At 72.6% G+C, this 16,736-nt stretch carries 15 protein-coding genes; 9 read left to right on the top strand and 6 right to left on the bottom strand.

Annotation, left to right across the window (positions count from 1 at the left end; translation table 11 throughout):
• The first annotated feature begins 30 nt into the window (after positions 1-30).
• Both ACWCSU_RS21175 and ACWCSU_RS21180 read left to right on the top strand, forming a co-directional pair.
• Positions 31-297 (top strand): DUF6504 family protein, encoded by a 267-nt coding sequence (locus tag ACWCSU_RS21175; RefSeq protein ID WP_357705037.1) that lies wholly within the window; start codon positions 31-33, stop codon positions 295-297.
• The gene (locus tag ACWCSU_RS21180; protein ID WP_449936876.1) at positions 297-3,938 is read left to right on the top strand and encodes a DNA polymerase III subunit alpha; all 3,642 of its coding nucleotides are present in this window, start codon (positions 297-299) and stop codon (positions 3,936-3,938) included. The genes ACWCSU_RS21175 and ACWCSU_RS21180 overlap by 1 nt, the downstream gene beginning before the upstream one ends.
• Before the next feature lie 37 nt (positions 3,939-3,975).
• Here the strand turns inward: ACWCSU_RS21180 and ACWCSU_RS21185 are convergent, their stop codons facing one another.
• Both ACWCSU_RS21185 and ACWCSU_RS21190 read right to left on the bottom strand, forming a co-directional pair.
• Positions 3,976-4,716, bottom strand: coding sequence for a DUF4328 domain-containing protein (locus ACWCSU_RS21185; protein WP_449936877.1), 741 nt, complete (start codon positions 4,714-4,716; stop codon positions 3,976-3,978).
• A 46-nt stretch (positions 4,717-4,762) separates the two neighbouring features.
• Entirely contained in the window at positions 4,763-5,410 is a 648-nt protein-coding gene (locus ACWCSU_RS21190; RefSeq protein WP_357705044.1) for a response regulator transcription factor, read from the bottom strand.
• Positions 5,411-5,501: 91 nt separating this feature from the next.
• On the opposite strand from ACWCSU_RS21190, the gene ACWCSU_RS21195 reads away from it, so the two are divergent.
• Entirely contained in the window at positions 5,502-6,179 is a 678-nt protein-coding gene (locus tag ACWCSU_RS21195) for an ABC transporter ATP-binding protein (RefSeq protein WP_449936879.1), read from the top strand.
• The gene (locus ACWCSU_RS21200) at positions 6,176-8,116 is read left to right on the top strand and encodes an FtsX-like permease family protein (RefSeq protein ID WP_357705049.1); all 1,941 of its coding nucleotides are present in this window, start codon (positions 6,176-6,178) and stop codon (positions 8,114-8,116) included. Before ACWCSU_RS21195 ends, ACWCSU_RS21200 begins: the two co-directional genes overlap by 4 nt.
• 30 nt (positions 8,117-8,146) lie before the next feature.
• On the opposite strand, the gene ACWCSU_RS21205 is transcribed toward ACWCSU_RS21200, so the two are convergent.
• Positions 8,147-9,148, bottom strand: coding sequence for an LLM class F420-dependent oxidoreductase (locus ACWCSU_RS21205; RefSeq protein ID WP_357705051.1), 1,002 nt, complete (start codon positions 9,146-9,148; stop codon positions 8,147-8,149).
• Positions 9,149-9,222: 74 nt separating this feature from the next.
• On the opposite strand from ACWCSU_RS21205, the gene ACWCSU_RS21210 reads away from it, so the two are divergent.
• Positions 9,223-10,653, top strand: coding sequence for a sulfatase family protein (locus ACWCSU_RS21210; RefSeq protein ID WP_357705054.1), 1,431 nt, complete (start codon positions 9,223-9,225; stop codon positions 10,651-10,653).
• On the opposite strand, the gene ACWCSU_RS21215 is transcribed toward ACWCSU_RS21210, so the two are convergent.
• Positions 10,647-11,327 (bottom strand): FadR/GntR family transcriptional regulator, encoded by a 681-nt coding sequence (locus ACWCSU_RS21215; protein ID WP_449936883.1) that lies wholly within the window; start codon positions 11,325-11,327, stop codon positions 10,647-10,649. The genes ACWCSU_RS21210 and ACWCSU_RS21215 overlap by 7 nt on opposite strands.
• An 84-nt stretch (positions 11,328-11,411) precedes the next feature.
• Between ACWCSU_RS21215 and ACWCSU_RS21220 the strand changes: the two genes are divergently transcribed.
• From ACWCSU_RS21220 to ACWCSU_RS21230, 3 genes are read left to right on the top strand one after another with little or no spacing between them, the layout of a single operon-like run.
• Positions 11,412-12,143, top strand: coding sequence for a (Fe-S)-binding protein (locus tag ACWCSU_RS21220; RefSeq protein ID WP_357705058.1), 732 nt, complete (start codon positions 11,412-11,414; stop codon positions 12,141-12,143).
• Positions 12,140-13,537 (top strand): lactate utilization protein B, encoded by a 1,398-nt coding sequence (locus ACWCSU_RS21225; protein ID WP_449936885.1) that lies wholly within the window; start codon positions 12,140-12,142, stop codon positions 13,535-13,537. The genes ACWCSU_RS21220 and ACWCSU_RS21225 overlap by 4 nt, the downstream gene beginning before the upstream one ends.
• The gene (locus tag ACWCSU_RS21230) at positions 13,524-14,111 is read left to right on the top strand and encodes a LutC/YkgG family protein (protein ID WP_449936887.1); all 588 of its coding nucleotides are present in this window, start codon (positions 13,524-13,526) and stop codon (positions 14,109-14,111) included. Before ACWCSU_RS21225 ends, ACWCSU_RS21230 begins: the two co-directional genes overlap by 14 nt.
• A 20-nt stretch (positions 14,112-14,131) precedes the next feature.
• Here ACWCSU_RS21230 and ACWCSU_RS21235 read toward each other — a convergent pair whose 3' ends face one another.
• Together ACWCSU_RS21235 and ACWCSU_RS21240 are read right to left on the bottom strand one after the other, a co-directional pair.
• Positions 14,132-15,142: a baeRF2 domain-containing protein gene (locus ACWCSU_RS21235; RefSeq protein ID WP_357705064.1), complete on the bottom strand. Its 1,011-nt coding sequence runs from the start codon at positions 15,140-15,142 to the stop codon at positions 14,132-14,134.
• 3 nt (positions 15,143-15,145) lie between these two features.
• Positions 15,146-15,553, bottom strand: a complete 408-nt coding sequence (locus ACWCSU_RS21240) for a DUF2795 domain-containing protein (protein ID WP_357705065.1) — start codon at positions 15,551-15,553, stop codon at positions 15,146-15,148.
• A gap of 75 nt (positions 15,554-15,628) precedes the next feature.
• On the opposite strand from ACWCSU_RS21240, the gene ACWCSU_RS21245 reads away from it, so the two are divergent.
• On the top strand, positions 15,629-16,732 hold the full coding sequence (locus ACWCSU_RS21245) for a GNAT family N-acetyltransferase (RefSeq protein ID WP_449936889.1): 1,104 nt from the start codon (positions 15,629-15,631) through the stop codon (positions 16,730-16,732).
• Positions 16,733-16,736 lie beyond the last annotated feature (4 nt).

Consider the following 16,736-nt stretch of genomic DNA (forward strand, 5'->3'; position numbering starts at 1 on the left):
AAACGAACCAGAGCCGCGGGGAGAAGCGTCTTGAGCAGACTCTATGGCGATCCGATAGAGGTGTGGACCAGAGACGGCGAGCCGACCCAATTCGTCTGGCGCGACCGGCTCTACCTCGTCCGCAACGTGCTCGACCACTGGGTCGTGGCGCGCGAGTGGTGGAAGACCGGCGAGGGCGACCCCGGCGAGCGCCGCTTCTGGCGGGTGGAGGCGAGCCCGGGGCGCGAGGTCGGCTCGTACGAGCTGCGCTACGACACCGCCGGGAACGGCTGGCTGCTGCTGCGGGCGTGGGACTGATGGCGCCCCCGTTCCCGCACCTCCACGTGGCCTCGGCGTACTCCATGCGGTACGGCACCGCCTTCCCACGCGCCCTGGTGGACCGGGCGTCCGAGCACGGCATGGACATCCTCGCGCTGACCGACCGCGACGGGCTCTACGGCGCGGTCAAGCACGTCCAGGCGTGCGCGGACGCCGGGATCGCCCCCGTGGTCGGCGTGAACCTGGCGCTCGACGTCCCGGCCTCCACCCCGGCGCCCGGCCTCCGCCCGCCGCGGCCGAGGACCGGTCCCGGCGCCGAGGACCGGGTCACCGTGCTGGCCCGCGCCGGTGGCTGGTCACGGCTGTGCCGCCTGGTCACCGCCGCGCACGCCGCCGGGGAACGCGGCGCGCCCAAGGTGACCCGCGAGCTGCTCGGCGCCTGGGCCGGGCCGCAGGGCGGCGACCACGGGTTCGGCGCCGAGGACGGGCTCGTGGTGCTGCTCGGGCCGCGCTCCGACGTCGGCCGCGCGATCGCCGAACGCCGCGACGAGCATGCCAGGACGCTGCTCGGCCTGTGGCGCGCCGCCGTCCCCGGCGTGGTGATCGAACTGGTCGACCAGTACGGCTTCCGCGACGCCACCACGGCCGTCCGCATGCTCGGCCTGGCCGAGTCCGCCGGCGTGCCGGCCGTGCTGACCAACGCCGCCCGCTACCTCGACCCGGCCGACCACCAGGTCGGGGACGTGCTCGACGCGGCCCGCCAGCTCGTCCCGCTGCACCCGCGGCACCTGGAACGCACCACCTCGCACGCCTACCTCAAGAGCACCAAGGAGATGTGGCAGGTGGCGGCCAAGGTCTGCGGCGCCGACCGGGAACGGGTGGCCCGGCTGCTGTTCACCACCAGGCGCCTGGCCGAGGCGTGCTCGATGGACCCGCTGCGGCTGCTCGCGCTCAGGAACGACCCGCCCGACCTCAACCTGCCCGAGATCGGCCGCGACCCGGTGCCGCTGCTGCGCAACCGCGTCGAGGACGGCCTGGTCAGGCGCGGCCTCGACCGCTCGCCGCAGGCCAGGGAACGCCTGCGGGCCGAGCTGGACGTCATCGAGCGCAAGCGCCTGTCCGGGTACTTCATCGCCGTGGCCGGCATCACCGACATGATCCGCGGCATGGACATCCGCTGCGCCATCCGCGGCTCGGGCGCCGGCAGCCTGGTCAACTACCTCATCGGCATCGGCGAGGTGAACCCGCTCGAACACGGCCTGCTCATGGAGCGCTTCCTGTCGGAAGGACGCGTCGGCCTGCCCGACATCGACGTGGACGTGGAGTCGGCCCGCCGGCTCGACTGCTACAAGGCCATCTTCGAACGCTACGGCGAGGCCCGCGTGGCCTGCGTGTCCATGATGGAGACCTACCGGGCGCGCAGCGCCATCAGGGACGTCGCCGGCGCGATGGGCCTGCCCCCGCACGAGATCGACGCCATCGCCAAGGCGTTCCCGCACATCAGGGCCAGGCAGATCACCGCGTCCCTGGCCGACCTGCCCGAGCTGCGCGAGAGCCGGCTCGGCGAGGCCGGGCTCGACCGGGTGTTCCGGCTGGCCGAGAGGCTCGACGGGCTGCCCAGGCACATCGCGCTGCACCCGTGCGGCGTGCTGGTCGGCAACTCGGGCCTGCGCGACAGGACGCCGGTGGAACGCAGCCTGCTGGAGTTCCCGATGTCCCAGTTCGACAAGGACGACGTGGAGGAGGCCGGCCTGCTCAAGCTGGACGTCCTGGGCGTGCGCATGCAGTCGGCCATGGCGTACGCGCTGAGCGAGGTCAAACGCGTGGACGACATCGAGGTCAGGCTGGACGAGCAGACCGGCGACGACCCCGGCGTCGAGTACGTCCCGCACGACGACCAGGAGACCTACGACATGATCTGCGCCAGCCGCACGCTCGGCTGCTTCCAGATCGAGTCGCCGGGCCAGCGCGAGCTGGTGGCCAAGCTGGAGCCGCGCCGGATGCACGACCTGATCGTGGACATCTCCCTGTTCCGGCCGGGGCCGGTCAACTCCGACATGGTCACCCCGTACCTGGAGGCCAGGCACGGATGGCGGCGGCCGTACTACCCGCACGAGCGGCTGCGCGAGGCGCTGAAGGAGACGCACGGCGTGGTCGTCTTCCACGAGCAGGTGCTGAAGGTCATCTCGGTGATGACGGGACGCGACCTGTCCTTCGCCGAGACGTTGCGGCGCACCCTGGACACGCCGGCGGGCCGGGAGCGGGTGCGCAAGGCGTTCGTGCCGCTGGCCAGGGCCAACGGGTTCGGCGACGCGGCGGTGGAGCGGGCCTGGAAGGTGCTCGACGCGTTCGGCGCGTTCGGGTTCTGCAAGGCGCACGCGGCGGCGTTCGCGCTGCCCACCTACCAGTCGGCCTGGCTCAAGCGGCACCACGCGGCGGCGTTCTTCGCCGGGGTGCTCACCCACGAGCCCGGCATGTACCCGTCGCGCGTCATCATCGACGAGGCCCGGCAGTGCGGGGTCGAGATCCTGCCGCTCGACGTCAACGGGTCCGGCAAGGACTGGCGGGTGGAGCGGCTCGGCCCGCGTCCGCCGCTGCGGCTGCGGGTGAGCCCGTCGGAGCTGGGGGAGGAGCGGCGTCCGGTGCGGCAGGAGTTCCGGATCGGGGAGATCGGCCGCGGTTACGCGCTGCGGGTGCCGTTCTCGGCGATCAAGGGGGTGAGCGAGGCGGAGGTCGAACGCATGGTGGCGGGGCAGCCGTACACGTCGCTGGCCGACTTCTGGGACCGGGCCCGGCCCTCGCGTCCGACCATCGAGCGCATCGTCCAGGTCGGCGGCCTCGACGCGCTGCACGGCCTGCGCCCGGGCGGTCCCCGCTGGCGTCCGGGAGAGCTGACCCGGCGTGACCTGATCGCCCAGGTGGGCGCGCTGGAACGGGCGTCGTCGATCGGCGTGCGCTCGGCCGCGCCCCGGTCCAGGCGCTACACCGCGGCGGCGCCCCGCCCCCGGGCCGAGCAGCCGTCCACGCAGCTCCCGCTCGGCTTCGGCGAGCACCTGCCGCCCGGCGAGCTGCCCGAGATGACGGAGACGGAGATGGTCGAGGCCGAGCTGGAGATCCTGGGCATCGACGTCAGCCGGCACGTCATCAGCTTCCACGACGAGCTGCTCGACGCGCTCGGGGTCGTGCGCTCCAAGGACCTGCTCGCCCAGCGCAACGGCGCGGAGGTGCTGGTCGCCGGGGTGAAGGTGGCCACCCAGACGCCCGCCGTGCGCTCGGGGCAGCGGGTCATCTTCACCACCCTCGACGACTCGACGGGCCCGATCGACCTGACGTTCTTCGAGTCGGTGCAGGGCAGGTGCGCGGCGACGGTGTTCGGCTCGTGGCTCATGCTCGCCAGGGGAGTGGTCCGCCGTACGGGGGCCCGCGCGGTCTCCATGCGCGCCGTGGACTGCTGGAACCTGACCGACCTGGACGCGCTGTGGCGCGCGGAGGGCGTCGAGGCGGTCCGCGCCCTGCTCGACCAGGCCCCGGAACAGTCGCAGGGCGTCGGCGGACGGAAGATCGAGTACGCCAACGGCTTCCGGCTCTCGCCCTACTCCGACCTCGGCCCCGCCATCGCCGCCCCGCCCCGGCAGCTCTGGCACGCCAGCCCCGGCAGCTCGGGCCCGACGGCTGCCTGACCCGACGAGGCCCGCGAGGCCCGCGTGGCCGCCACGGCTAGCCGGTGTGGCCGAACGGGGTCGAGCCCTGGGCGGGCCGGGTGGTCAGGCGGGTCACGACCTCGGGGCCGGACGCGGCCTCGGCGACCGCCTCGCGCAGCCGTCCGGCCACGTCGAGCCGCTGGACGCGGGTGACCTCGCGGACGGTGGCGGCGCACAGCAGGGCCGCCGTCACCGCGCCGGCCAGCTCCAGCAACCCCACCCCGGTCAGCCCGTCGGAGGAGGACTCCAGCGGGAGGCGGACCGTGATCAGCGTCAGCATGGCCAGCCAGCTCAGCCACCACGCCGTCAGCAGCGCGAGCCACCGCCCGCGCCGCCCGGCCGGCGGCTTGGCCCGCTGCCACACGTCGTCGACCAGCAGCGCGGGCGCGACCAGGTTGACGACGGGGATCAGCCAGGCGGCCGCGACCGGCCCGGTGGGGCTGGAACGGTCCTTGACCTGGCGGGCGCGCACCAGCCAGGTCACGTAGGCGGCCGCGGCGGCGACGGAGGTGCCCGCGACCAGCATCATCAGCACCGCGAACATCGTCACCGCCCCCACGACCGCCTCGGCCTGCGCCCCGTGGGGACGGCCGCCGAACGCGGCGAGCTGGACGGCGAGATGACGGCCGCTGGACCGCTCGAAGACCACGAGGGCGCCCAGGGAGAGGACCTGCGCGGTGAGCGTCACGTAGACGGCGGAAGCTGCTTTGGTTGGCGGTGCCTGGGCGTAGCGCACGATGTTCTCCCCCCGGGCCATGCGCTGAGGTTCTGACTCACTTGTATCCCGTGAGCACCGCTGTTAATCAGCTCACCACGCCGGATTCCCACGCCCAAGCTGCGATTCCCACTCGATTGCGGACACCGAGTTTGGCCTGGATGCTGCCGAGGTGCGTTTTCACCGTCGACAGCGACACGAACAGCTCGGCGGCCACCTCCTGGTTGGTGCGTCCCCTGGCCACCAGGCGCACGACGTCCAGCTCGCGGTCGGTCAGCGCGCCGTTCGGCGGCTCGGCCGCCCGCCTGGGCTGGGTCAGGTGCTGCAGCAGCCGTACGGTGACCGACGGCGACACCAGCGCGTCCCCGCCGGCGGCCGCCCTGACCGCCTCGATGAGCAGCGTGGGGCCGCTGTCCTTGAGCAGGAAGCCGGTGGCCCCGGCGCGCAGCGCGCCGTAGACGTACTCGTCGAGGTCGAAGGTGGTGACGATGACCACCCGCATCGGGTTCTCCACGCCCGGCCCGGACAGCACGCGGGTCACCTCCAGCCCGTCGAGCTTGGGCATCCTGATGTCGAGCAGGCACACGTCCGGCCGCAGCCGCCTGGCCTCGGCCACGGCCTCGGCGCCGTCGGCCACGGCGGCCACGACCTCCATGTCCGGTTGAGCGTCCAAGATCATTTGAAAGCCGGTGCGTACCAGCTGCTGGTCGTCGGCGATGAGAACCCGAATAGTCACGGCTCAACTCTAAGGATCAGCCGTTCGGCCGAGGCCGAAATGGACGCACGGCCGATCCGCCGGCACCCCCTGTCCCGGAAGGCTGGAGCCCATGAACGACGTGCTTGTTGGACGAGCCCTGGCCAAGCGGTTCGGGCAGACGGTCGCCCTGGGCGGCGTGGACATCACGGTACGGGCGGCCGAGGCCGTGGCCATCATGGGCCCGAGCGGTTCCGGCAAGTCGACCCTCCTCCACTGCCTGGCCGGGATCATGAAGCCGGACGACGGCGAGGTCCACCTGCTGGGCCAGCGCATCGACGCGATGGGCGAACGCCAGCGCAGCGCCCTGCGGCGCACCCGCTTCGGCTTCGTCTTCCAGTTCGGCCAGCTCCTGCCGGAGCTGCCCGCCGAGGAGAACGTGGCGCTCCCGCTCATGCTGGGCGGCGTGCCGCGCGCCCAGGCCGTACGGCAGGCGCGCGAGTGGTTCCCGCTGCTCGGCCTGCACCAGATGGAGGCCCGGCGGCCCGGCGAGCTGTCCGGCGGCCAGGCCCAGCGCGTGGCCATCGCCAGGGCGCTGGTGAGCAAGCCCGCCGTGGTCTTCGCCGACGAGCCCACCGGCGCGCTCGACCAGCAGACCGGCCAGGACACGATGCGCCTGCTCACCGAGGCGACCAGGCACAACGGGGCCTGCCTGATCGTCGTCACGCACGACCCCAACGTGGCCGCCTGGTGCGACCGCACGGTCGAGGTCCGCGACGGCCGCCTGCTCGCCCACGGGGTGACCGCGTGAACTTCGACCTGACCTGGCGGCTGCTCAAGGGCGGCGGGCGCAGGGGCATGCTGGGCACCTGGCTCACCTTCGGCGCGGTCGCGGTGGCCACGGCGCTGCTGCTGTTCGCCGTCGCCGCGAACGTCGCCTTCGACGCCAGGGCCGACCGCAGCGCCTGGCGCAACCCGGTGGCGGCGGCCCAGAAGGACGCGGCGGTCGCCGTCGAGGCGAGCCGCTTCGACTACGTGGGGGACCAGGCGATCACCGTCGTCGACCTGGCCGCGCTCAAGCCGGGGGCGCCCGCCCCGCCCGGCATGCCGCACTTCCCCGCGCCCGGCGAGGTGTGGCTGTCGCCCGCCCTGTCCGAGCTGGCCGCCCGGCTGCCCGCCGACCAGCTCGCCAAGCGTTACCCGGCGCCGAAGGGCGTGCTGGGCCCGGAGGCGCTGGTCCAGCCCGAGGAGCTGGTCGCGGTCGTCGGCCACGCCCCGGACTCGCCCGCGATGACCGCCGAGCGCAGCGACGACTGGATCCTCGGCAAGCCGCCGGTCAAGGTCGCGACCCTGGCGGGCACGCCCAGCGAGGACGCCACCGCGTACCAGGTGCTGGCGCTGATCGCCAGCGTGCTCATGGTGGTGCCGCTGCTGGTGTTCGGCGGCGCGGCGGCCAGGCTCACGGTCGCCCGGCGCGACCAGCGGCTGGCCGCGCTCAGGCTGGTCGGCGCCACGCCGGGCCAGGTGATCGGCATGACGGTGGCCGAGGCCGTGCTGGTGGCCTTCGCCGGGGCGCTGGCCGGGGCGGTCGCGTTCGGGGCGGCCGTGCCGCTGCTGGCGCGCATCCCGATCCAGGGCGGCACCTGGTTCGTCGCGGACCTGTTCCCGAACCTGCTGATCCTGGCCGGCGTGCTGGTCGCGGTGCCGCTGCTGGTGGGGGTGTCGGCGGTGGTCGGGCTGCGCCGGGTCGTGGTCAGCCCGCTGGGCGTGGCCAAGCGGGAGACGCCGCCCGGCATGCGGTTCGTCCGCGTCCTCGCGCTGCTCGCGGTGCTGGCCGCGTTCCCGCTGCTCACCAGGGGGACCAGCGTGGCGATCGTGGCCGTGGCGCTCGGACTGGCGTTCCTGTGCCTGAACCTGGCCGGCCCGTGGGTGGTCGGCCTCATCGGCAAGGTCGCGGCCGGGACCGCGCGCCGGCCCGCGCGGCTGCTGGCGGCCCGCAGGCTCGTGGACGATCCGCGCTCGGCCTGGCGGACCGTCAGCGGCGTGGCCCTGACCGGCTTCGTGGCCGGGTTCCTCGGCCTGCTCAGCCCCGGCGCGTTCGGCGGGGACACCGGGCCCGCCCAGCTCAGCGTCGCGGCGCCGGTGGGCGAGGTGTCGAAGGTGGCCGACCAGGCCCGCGACCGGCTCGGCCGGGCGGGCATCACGGCCACGGTGAAGACCACCAAGCACACCGTGGTCGCGGCGCTCGGCAGCGGCGCCGACGACGTCGTGGTCGACCGGGCGCGCACCGTGCTGAGCGATCTCGTGCCGGGGCACACCCCGACGACGAAGGCCGACGACCAGCGCTTCGGCCTGCAGATCCTCGCCGACGTGCGCGTGGGCACGATCGTGGTGCTGTCGGTGTCGTTCCTCGTGGCGATCGCCAGTGCGGGGATCACCGCGGCGTCGTCGGTGCTGGACCGGCGGCAGACGTACGCGCTGCTGCGGCTGGCCGGCACGCCCCTGGAGGTCCTGGACCGGGCCCGGCGGGCCGAGACGCTGATCCCGATGGCCGTGATGGGCGGCGGCGCGATCCTGGTGGGCGCGTTCTGCGCGATACCGTTCATGATCGGCGGGATCAGCACGACCGGGGTGGTCACGCTGCTGGTCTGCGTGGCCGCGGGCTTCGGGGGCGTGATCGGCGCGGGCGCGCTGAGCAGGCCGCTGCTGCGCTCGGTGACCGACGACCCGGCGCCGCGCCCGGACTGACCACCCGGACCGGGTGTCCGAACCGGCCGCTCAGCCGAGCACGAGGTCGCGGACCGTGCGCAGCGACTGCTCGTCGCGCGGTCCCATGACCAGCAGGCTGGTGACCGGGCTCTTGTGCCACAGGTCGAGCCGTTCCCTGATCCGGCCGGGCGGGCCGACGAGCGAGATGCCGTCGGCCAGCTCGTCCGGGATCGCCCGGAACGCCTCGTCCTTGCGGCCGGCCAGGTAGAGGGCCTGGATGTGCTCGGCGGCTTCGGCGAAGCCCATGCGGCCGATGATGTCGGCGTGGAAGTTGCGCTGCTTGGCGCCCATGCCGCCGATGTAGAGCGTCAGCATCATCTTGACGCCGTCGAGGGCGGCCCTGACGTCGTCGGAGATGACGACCATCACCATGGCGGCGATCTCGAAGCCGGGGCTCCGGGCCGCCAGCGCGTCGCCGTACATCTCCTCGATCCGGCCGGGGAAGGCGAACAGCGGCAGCCAGCCCTGCGCGATCTCGGCCGCCAGGGCGACGTTCTTCGGGCCCTCCGCGCCGAGGTAGACGGGGATCTCGGGGCGCAGCGGGTGGGTGATGAGCTTGAGCGGCTTGCCCAGGCCGCCCGCCAGGGGGAGCGGGTAGTGCTCGCCGTCGCTGGTCACGGGCTCCTCGCGGCGCCACACGCGGCGCATGATCTCGACGTACTCGCGGGTCCTGGCCAGGGGTCTGGCGAACGGCTGCCCGTACCAGCCCTCCACCACCTGCGGGCCGGAGGCGCCGAGGCCGAGCAGCAGCCGGCCGCCGGTCAGGTGGTCGAGCGTCATCGCGGTCATCGCGGTGGTGACCGGCGGGCGGGCCGAGATCTGCGCCACCGACGTGCCCAGCTTGATCCGGCTCGTACGCGCGCCGTACCAGGCCAGGGGCGTGAACACGTCGCTGCCGTACGCCTCGGCGGTCCACACCGAGTCGTAGCCGAGGCGTTCGGCGGCCAGGACGGTCTCCGTGGCGTCGTCGGCGCCGCGCTGCCAGTAGCCGAGATTCAGGCCGAGCTTCATACGCACCTCCGGAATAAAGTTCCATTACCGACGCCGCAGTGTCAATGCGTGATCCTCCGGGGAGATCAGACATTGTGCTCAAGAGTCTCTGTCGTCTCTTCTGCCTGCTGCTCCTGCTGTCGCCGGCGGCCGAGCCGACGATGGCCGTGAGCGCCGCGCGGCCGAACATCGTGTTCGTGATGGCCGACGACCTGGAGAGCGGCGTTCTGCCCTACTTTCCGACCATCACCTCGGAGCTGGTCGCCAAGGGCGCCTCCTTCGACCACTTCTTCGTGACGAACTCCTGGTGCTGCCCTTCGCGCACGTCGATCCTGCGGTCCCAGTACGTCCACAGCCATGGCGTCCTGACCAACACCGCCCCCGAAGGGGGGTTCGACCGCTTCCATTCGCTGGATCTGGAACGTTCCACGATCGGCACGTGGATGCAGCAGGCCGGCTACCGCACCGCGCTGATGGGCAAGTTCCTGAACCACTATCCCGGCGCGACCGCCGACGCCGCGTACGTGCCGCCCGGCTGGGACGAATGGGACGTCCCAGTTCGCAAGCTCTACGAGGAGTACGGCTACCGTCTCAACGAGAACGGCGACCTGTACGACTACGGCTGGTCGGAGCAGGACTACCTGTCCGACGTGCTGGCGGCCAAGGCGAGCGACTTCATCACCGGCTCCGACGACCCGTTCTTCCTCTACCTGACGCCCATCGGCCCGCACAACCCGGCCAACCCGGCGGTCCGGCACGTCGCCGACCTCCCCGAGGTCGGCGCGCCGCGCACACCGTCGTTCAACCAGGTCGACGTGAGCAAGGAGCCGCTGTGGCTGCGCTCCCTGCCCCCGCTGAGCCAGGAGGACATCGACCGGGTCGACGAGCGCCACCGCCGGAGGCTGCGCTCGATGCTCGGCGTGGACGACCTGGTCCGATCGGTGGTCGAGACGCTGCGCGCGTCCGGCAAGCTCGACAACACCTACATCGTCTTCACCTCCGACAACGGCTTCCATCTCGGCACGCATCGGCTCACCCAGGGCAAGACGACGCCGTTCGAGGAGGCGATCAAGGTCCCGTTCGTGGTGCGCGGGCCGGGGATCAAGCCGGGCTCGACGATCGGGCAGCTCGGCGCGACCGTCGACATCGCGCCGACGATCGCCGCGCTGGGCGGGGCCGCCGTGCCGTCGTTCACCGAGGGGCGCTCGCTGGTGCCGCTGCTGCGCGGCAGCCCGCCCGCCCAGTGGCGCAGGAACGTGCTGGTCGAGTTCAACAGGCCGGTCAACCGGTCGTCGGCGGCCCAGACGCCGGTGCCCTCCTACCAGGCGCTGCGCACCGACCGCTACACCTACGTCAGGTACGACACGGGGGAGCGGCAGCTCTACGACCTGACCGCCGACCCGTACCAGCTCGACAACCTCGCGGCCACCGCCGACCCGGCGCTGCTGCTCGGGCTCGACACCCGGCTCCAGGCGATGCGGGCCTGCTCGGGCGCCGGGTGCCGGGAGGCCGACCTGCGTCAGTGACCGGGGAACAGGGCGGGGTAGGCGTGCGCCAGGTGGTCGGTGACCGCCTGCTGGGCCTCGTCCGGGTCGCCGGCCGCGATGGCCGCCCGGATGCGCTCGTGGTCGGCGCGCAGGACGGACGGGTCGCCGAGGCGTTCGACCGCCTCTATGGCGTTCCTGCGCATCGCGTCCCGGAGTGAGCGCATGATGGCGGCGATGAGCCGGTTGCCCGAGGCGTCCGCGATCGCGCAGTGGAAGGCCGTGTCGTGCTCCACGAACTCCTCGGCCGTGCCCGCCCGGTCCATGCCCTCGATCGCGGCGTCCAGGGCCGAGGTGCCGGCCCGGGTCGCCGCCGCGTGCGCGGCCGACCAGCGTTCGATCATCAGCCGGGCGTCCACGACCTCGCGCTGCTCCAGGGTGGCCAGGCCCAGGTTGAGCCGGAGCAGGTCGGTCAGCGCGGTGTCGGGCCGCGAGGTCAGCACGGCCCCCGCGTCCGGTCCCCGTCCCACCTGCGAGGACACCACGCCCAGGGTCTCCAGGACGCGCAGCGCCTCGCGTACGGACGAGCGGCCGACGCCCAGTTGCTCGGCCAGCCGGCGTTCGCCCGGCAGCCGGTCGCCCACGGTCAGGCCGTCCTCGGCGATGCGCCGTTCGATCTGGGCGAGCACGTCCTCGAACGCCCGTGTGCGTTTCACCGATGCCTCCCCGGTGCTGGCCCGGAACAGTGTGGTTGGGTATGGTCTGACCATACAGTGGTCAGACCATTCATTGGGAGAGTCGTGCGAGTCGCCCTGTTCATCACCTGCGTGAACGACACGCTCTTCCCGGGCACCGGCAAGGCCGTCGTGTCGCTGCTGCGCAGGCTGGGCTGCGACGTGGACTTCCCCGTCGCCCAGACGTGCTGCGGGCAGATGCACGTCAACACCGGTTACCGGGCGGAGGGCGTGCGGCTGGCCAGGAAGTTCACCGAGGTGTTCGCCGGGTACGACGCCGTCGTGGCGCCGTCCGGGTCGTGCGCGGCCATGGTGCGCGAGCAGTACCCGAAGCTGGTGCGGCCGGGCAGCAGGGGCGCGGCGGCCGTGGCCGAGGTCGTGCCCAAGGTGTACGAGCTGAGCGAGTTCCTGCTGGACGTCCTGAAAGTCGACGACGTTGGCGCATATTTCCCGCACCGGGTGACATATCACCCGACGTGCCATTCGCTGCGCGGGCTGCATCTCGGCGACCGGCCCACCCGGCTCCTGCGGAAGGTCCGGGGCCTGGAGCTCGTGCCGCTGCCCGGCGCGGAGGAGTGCTGCGGCTTCGGCGGCACGTTCGCGGTCAAGAACCCGGCGGTGTCGGCCGCCATGGGGGCCGACAAGGTGCGCGGCATCCTCGACACGGGCGCCGAGGTGATCTGCGCGGCCGACAACTCGTGCCTGATGCACATCGGCGGCACCCTGAGCCGCCAGAAGACGGGAGTCAGGACGATGCACCTGGCGGAAATCCTCGCAGCCACGGAAGAGACCCCATGAGCGCAACATTCCTCGGCATGCCCGGAAATTTCCCGAAAAATGCGGCGAAAGCCGTGGAGGACTCGCAACTCCGGTTCAACCTCCGGAAAGCCACTCACACCATTCGCGGCAAACGCGCCGCCGTCGTCGGCGAGCTGCCCGACTGGGCCGAGCTGCGCGCCGCCGGCAAGGCCGTCAAGGACCACACCCTCCGCCACCTCGACCGCTACCTGCTCCAGCTTGAGGAGGCCGTCCGGCGGGCGGGCGGCACCGTCCACTGGGCCAGGGACGCCGACGAGGCCAACCGCATCGTCGGCGACCTCGTCGCGGCCACCGGCGAGACCGAGGTGGTCAAGGTCAAGTCGATGGCCACCCAGGAGATCGGGCTCAACGAGGCGCTGGCCCGGCGCGGGATCACCGCGTACGAGACGGACCTGGCCGAGCTGATCGTGCAGCTCGGGGACGACTTCCCCAGCCACATCCTGGTCCCCGCGATCCACCGCAACAGGTCGGAGATCCGCGAGATCTTCCTCGACCACATGCCCGGCGCGCCCCCCGGCCTCACCGACGAGCCGCCCGCCCTGGCCGAGGCCGCCCGGCTCCACCTGCGCGAACGCTTCCTCAAGAGCAAGGTCGCCGTCTCCGGCGCCAACTTCATGATCGCCGAAACCGGCACGCTGGTCGTCCTGGAGTCGGAGGGCAACGGCCGCATGTGCCTGACCCTCCCCGAGACGCTCATCAGCGTCGTCGGCATCGAGAAGCTCCTGCCGTCCTGGCAGGATCTGGAGGTCTTCCTCCAGCTTCTTCCGCGCAGCTCCACAGGTGAACGGATGAATCCGTACACCAGCACGTGGACCGGCGCCACCGAGGGCCAGGACTTCCACCTGGTGCTGCTCGACAACGGCCGCACCGACGTGCTCGCCGACGAGGTCGGCCGCCAGGCGCTGCGCTGCATCCGCTGCTCGGCCTGCCTGAACGTCTGCCCGGTCTACGAACGCGCGGGCGGCCACGCGTACGGCTCGGTCTATCCCGGGCCGATCGGGGCCATCCTCACCCCGCAGCTCAGGGGCATGTCCTCGGACCTGGACGCCTCGCTGCCGTTCGCCTCCAGCCTGTGCGGGGCCTGCCTGGAGGTCTGCCCGGTGGCCATCGACATCCCGGAGGTGCTGGTGGACCTGCGGGCCAAGGCGCCGCACGCGGCGGCCGAGCGCGCGGGCATGAAGGTCGCCGGCTGGGTGCTGGGCGACCAGGCGCGGCTGGCCAGGGCGCAGCGGGTGGCGGGCCGGCTGCGCCGGCTGGTGCCCAGACGGCGGCTCCCCGGCCCGCTGTCGGCCTGGACCGACACCCGGGACGTGCCGGACATCCCTGAAGAATCCTTTAGAGACTGGTGGGAGCGTGACGATGGGCGCGCGTGAGGAGATCCTGGCCAAGGTCAGGAAGGCGGTCGCGGACGCGCCCGAGGTGGAGGTCGCCCGGCACTACCGGACCCGCCCGCAGGTGGACGACGTGGTGGGCCTGTTCGCCGAGCGGGTGCGCGACTACCGGGCCGTCGTGCACGTGCTCCCCGACGAGGAGGTGCCCGGCAAGCTGGCCGAGCTGGCCGAGGGCCGCCGGATGATCGTCCCGGACGGCTTCGCCTGGGCGGCGCCGAGCAGCCCGGAGGCCGGGACCGACCGGCGCTGGGACGCGCTGGACGCCGCCGACGGGGTGTTCACCGCCTGCGCGGTGGCCGTCGCCGAGACCGGGACCATCGTCCTCGACCACGGGCCCGGCCAGGGCGCCAGGGCGCAGACGCTAGTCCCCGACCACCACGTGTGCGTGGTGCGCGCCGATCAGATCGTGGCGGGCGTGCCCGAGGCGGTGGCCAGGCTCGACCCGGCCCGCCCGCTCACCTGGATCAGCGGCCCGTCGGCGACCAGCGACATCGAGCTGAACCGCGTCGAGGGCGTGCACGGCCCCAGGACGCTCGAAGTGATCATCAGCACCTGAGCGGCCGCCCTCGCAAATCGTCAGTATCTGAGCACGGCCGCCACGTCGTGCACGTCGTCGGTGAACCACAGCTCGGCGTCCGTCATGGCGGCCGCCCTGACCACGGCCGAGTCGGCGCGCTCCTCGACGGGGTGCTCCACGCCCCAGCGCCGCAGCTCGGCCGGGTCGGTGGCGAGCTGGGTGCCGCCGTCGCCGGTCCACACGTTCCGGTCGAGCGGGCCGGGCATGAGCACCGCGTGCACCCTGCCCTCGCGCAGGGCGTGCGCGACCTGGGACAGGCCCGCCGGCCCCGAGGACTCGCGGTGGCGGTCGAGCAGCTCGGCGCGGCGGCGGTCGAGCCAGTCGTCCAGCGCGCGCTCGACGTCCTCCTCGAACTGGCCGTGGTCGGAGCGGCTGCCGTGCTCGACCATCATCACCCGGTCGGCGGACTTGGTGCTGAGGTGCTGCAGCAGGTAGGAGCGCGACTTCGGCTCGCCGGCCACGATGATCAGCTCGGCGCCGATCCTGCGGACCTGCTCGTCGATCTCGCGGGCGACGGCGACCGCGTTCTTCTCCCACGTCTCCTCGGCGCCCCGCTCGTACCGCTTCTGCGACCAGCCGCCCTGGGCGGTCTTCTGCAGCGGCCAGTCGGCCGCCTCCACGGTGGTCGTGCGCGCCGCGCCGCCGCCGAAGACCGACAGCTCGGCCCCCGCGTGGTCCACGATGACCCGCAGGTGCGGCACGTTCTCGCCGCGCTGCATCAGCATCGGCGTGACGTGCGGCAGCGGCGACACGGTCGCCAGCTCGTACGGCGGCCGCGCCAGCGGCTCGGCCAACACCACGGCCCCGTGCGTGGCGAACAGCGCCTGGCCGGGGGCCGGCCGGTTGGCGGCCACCTCCAGGGCGTCGATGGTGGCGGGGTCGGTCCCGTCGAGCTGGTCACGCACGCTGTGCCAGTGCGTCTCCCGCTGCGGCTCGGTGAGCGCGCCCAGATAGACCGAGGCGTACGGGCCGCGCCGCTCGTACAGCGGCCGGATGAAGTCGAGGCGCACCGGTCACCACCTCCGCTCTTCCAGGCCGAGCCCGAGGGCCTTGGCCACGTCGGCGATGTTCACAAAACGGCGGTCGGGAAGGGATTGCACCATGTCGGTCACCTGGTCAGGCGCGTCCACCTCCTGGGCGTGCTGGACCAGATCGTCCTTGGACGCGGGCCAATGGGTGTCGCTGAGCCACTTGGCCAGGTCGCTGCGGATGTCGACGCCCCGCCGGGTGATGCCTTGGGGGGTGCCGGGCTCGTGTCCGGGGGGGTATGACTGCAATGACTCCTCGCCGGGCCCGGGCATGGACTCGGTCTCCTTCCACTCCTCGGCGTGCGTGCTGCCGCCGCCGCGGACCATGCCCTCGGTCTCGTGTTTCTGCTGATCGTCCAGGCGCGGACCGTGCTTGTCGCTCCCACGTTCCATAGTTCCCTCACTCCTCTCGATCGGCCCCTACCCCCGCTTTCGTGGGCAAACATCGTGGGTGTGTAGGGTGCGCACGTGTTCGATCCCGATGCGCGCATAGCCGCCGGACGGCTCGTGCTGCGGCCGTTCGGTCCCCGTGACGCCGACCGTGTGAGGTCCGTGGTCGAGGCCGTGGTCGAGGCCGCGTCCGGGCCCGGGGACCGCTTCCTCCCGCCGGGCGCGCCCGTCCACCCCTCCGGCGTCGGCCAGTGGCTCACGCACGGCGTGCACGAGCTGTACCGCTCGCAGCAGGGCCTGCACCTGGCCATGACCGAGGCCGACGACCGCATCGTGGGCGCCATCAGCCTGTTCAAGACCTCCTGGACGGCGGGCACGACCGAGGTCGGCTACGGCGTACACCCGCTGTACCGGGGCCGCGGCTACGCGACCGAGGCCGTACGCGCCCTGACCGCCTGGGTGTTCGCCACCACCGCCCTGCGCAGGGTCGACCTGACCGCGAACCTGGACAATCCGGCCTCCCTGCGCGTCGCGTTCAAAGCGGGCTTCACCTGGGAAGGCGTGCTGCGCGCCGCCGTGCTGGAGGAGGACGGCCCGCACGACCTGGTCGTCCTCGGACGGCTGCGCGAGGACTCCGGCGAGCCCGCGCCCGCCCTGCCGAAGACCGAGCTGCGCACGCCCCGGCTGCTGCTCAGGCAGCCCAATCTCGCCGACGTCCCCGACCTGACCGCCACCGCCGCCGACCCGCTCACCCAGGCCAGGACCGGCGTCCCCCGCGACTACACCGAGGACCACGCCCGCGGCTTCATCGACATCTGCGAACGTATGCGGATGAGGGGCGCGGGCATCGCGTTCGCCGTGGAGGAGTTCACGACCACCCGTTTCGTGGCCAACGTGGACCTCAGGGACCTCGACTGGCACAACCGTACGGCCGAGGTCGGCTACATGACCGCCCCCTGGGCCCGCGGCCACGGCTACGCGGGCGAGGCCGTGACCGGCATCGCCCGCTGGCTGTTCGAGCGCCACGGCTTCCGCCGGCTGCAACTGCGGGCGGCGGTGTCGAACCCGGGCTCACAGCGCGTGGCGGAGAAGGCCGGCTTCACCCGCGAGGGCGTCGCCCGCGCCGCGCTCGGCGGCGAGGACCTGGTCGTCTACAGCCTCCTCCCGTCCGACCTGGCCTGAGGGC

It is taken from the genome of Nonomuraea sp. NPDC001699 (assembly GCF_053596455.1).

Bases quoted from the DNA above. Each gene is read 5' to 3' on its own strand.
- ACWCSU_RS21185 (WP_449936877.1), bottom strand. From the start codon at position 4,716: ATGGCCCGGGGGGAGAACATCGTGCGCTACGCCCAGGCACCGCCAACC.
- ACWCSU_RS21205 (WP_357705051.1), bottom strand. From the start codon at position 9,148: ATGAAGCTCGGCCTGAATCTCGGCTACTGGCAGCGCGGCGCCGACGAC.
- ACWCSU_RS21195 (WP_449936879.1), top strand. From the start codon at position 5,502: ATGAACGACGTGCTTGTTGGACGAGCCCTGGCCAAGCGGTTCGGGCAG.
- ACWCSU_RS21225 (WP_449936885.1), top strand. From the start codon at position 12,140: ATGAGCGCAACATTCCTCGGCATGCCCGGAAATTTCCCGAAAAATGCG.
- ACWCSU_RS21230 (WP_449936887.1), top strand. From the start codon at position 13,524: ATGGGCGCGCGTGAGGAGATCCTGGCCAAGGTCAGGAAGGCGGTCGCG.
- ACWCSU_RS21240 (WP_357705065.1), bottom strand. From the start codon at position 15,553: ATGGAACGTGGGAGCGACAAGCACGGTCCGCGCCTGGACGATCAGCAG.
- ACWCSU_RS21180 (WP_449936876.1), top strand. From the start codon at position 297: ATGGCGCCCCCGTTCCCGCACCTCCACGTGGCCTCGGCGTACTCCATG.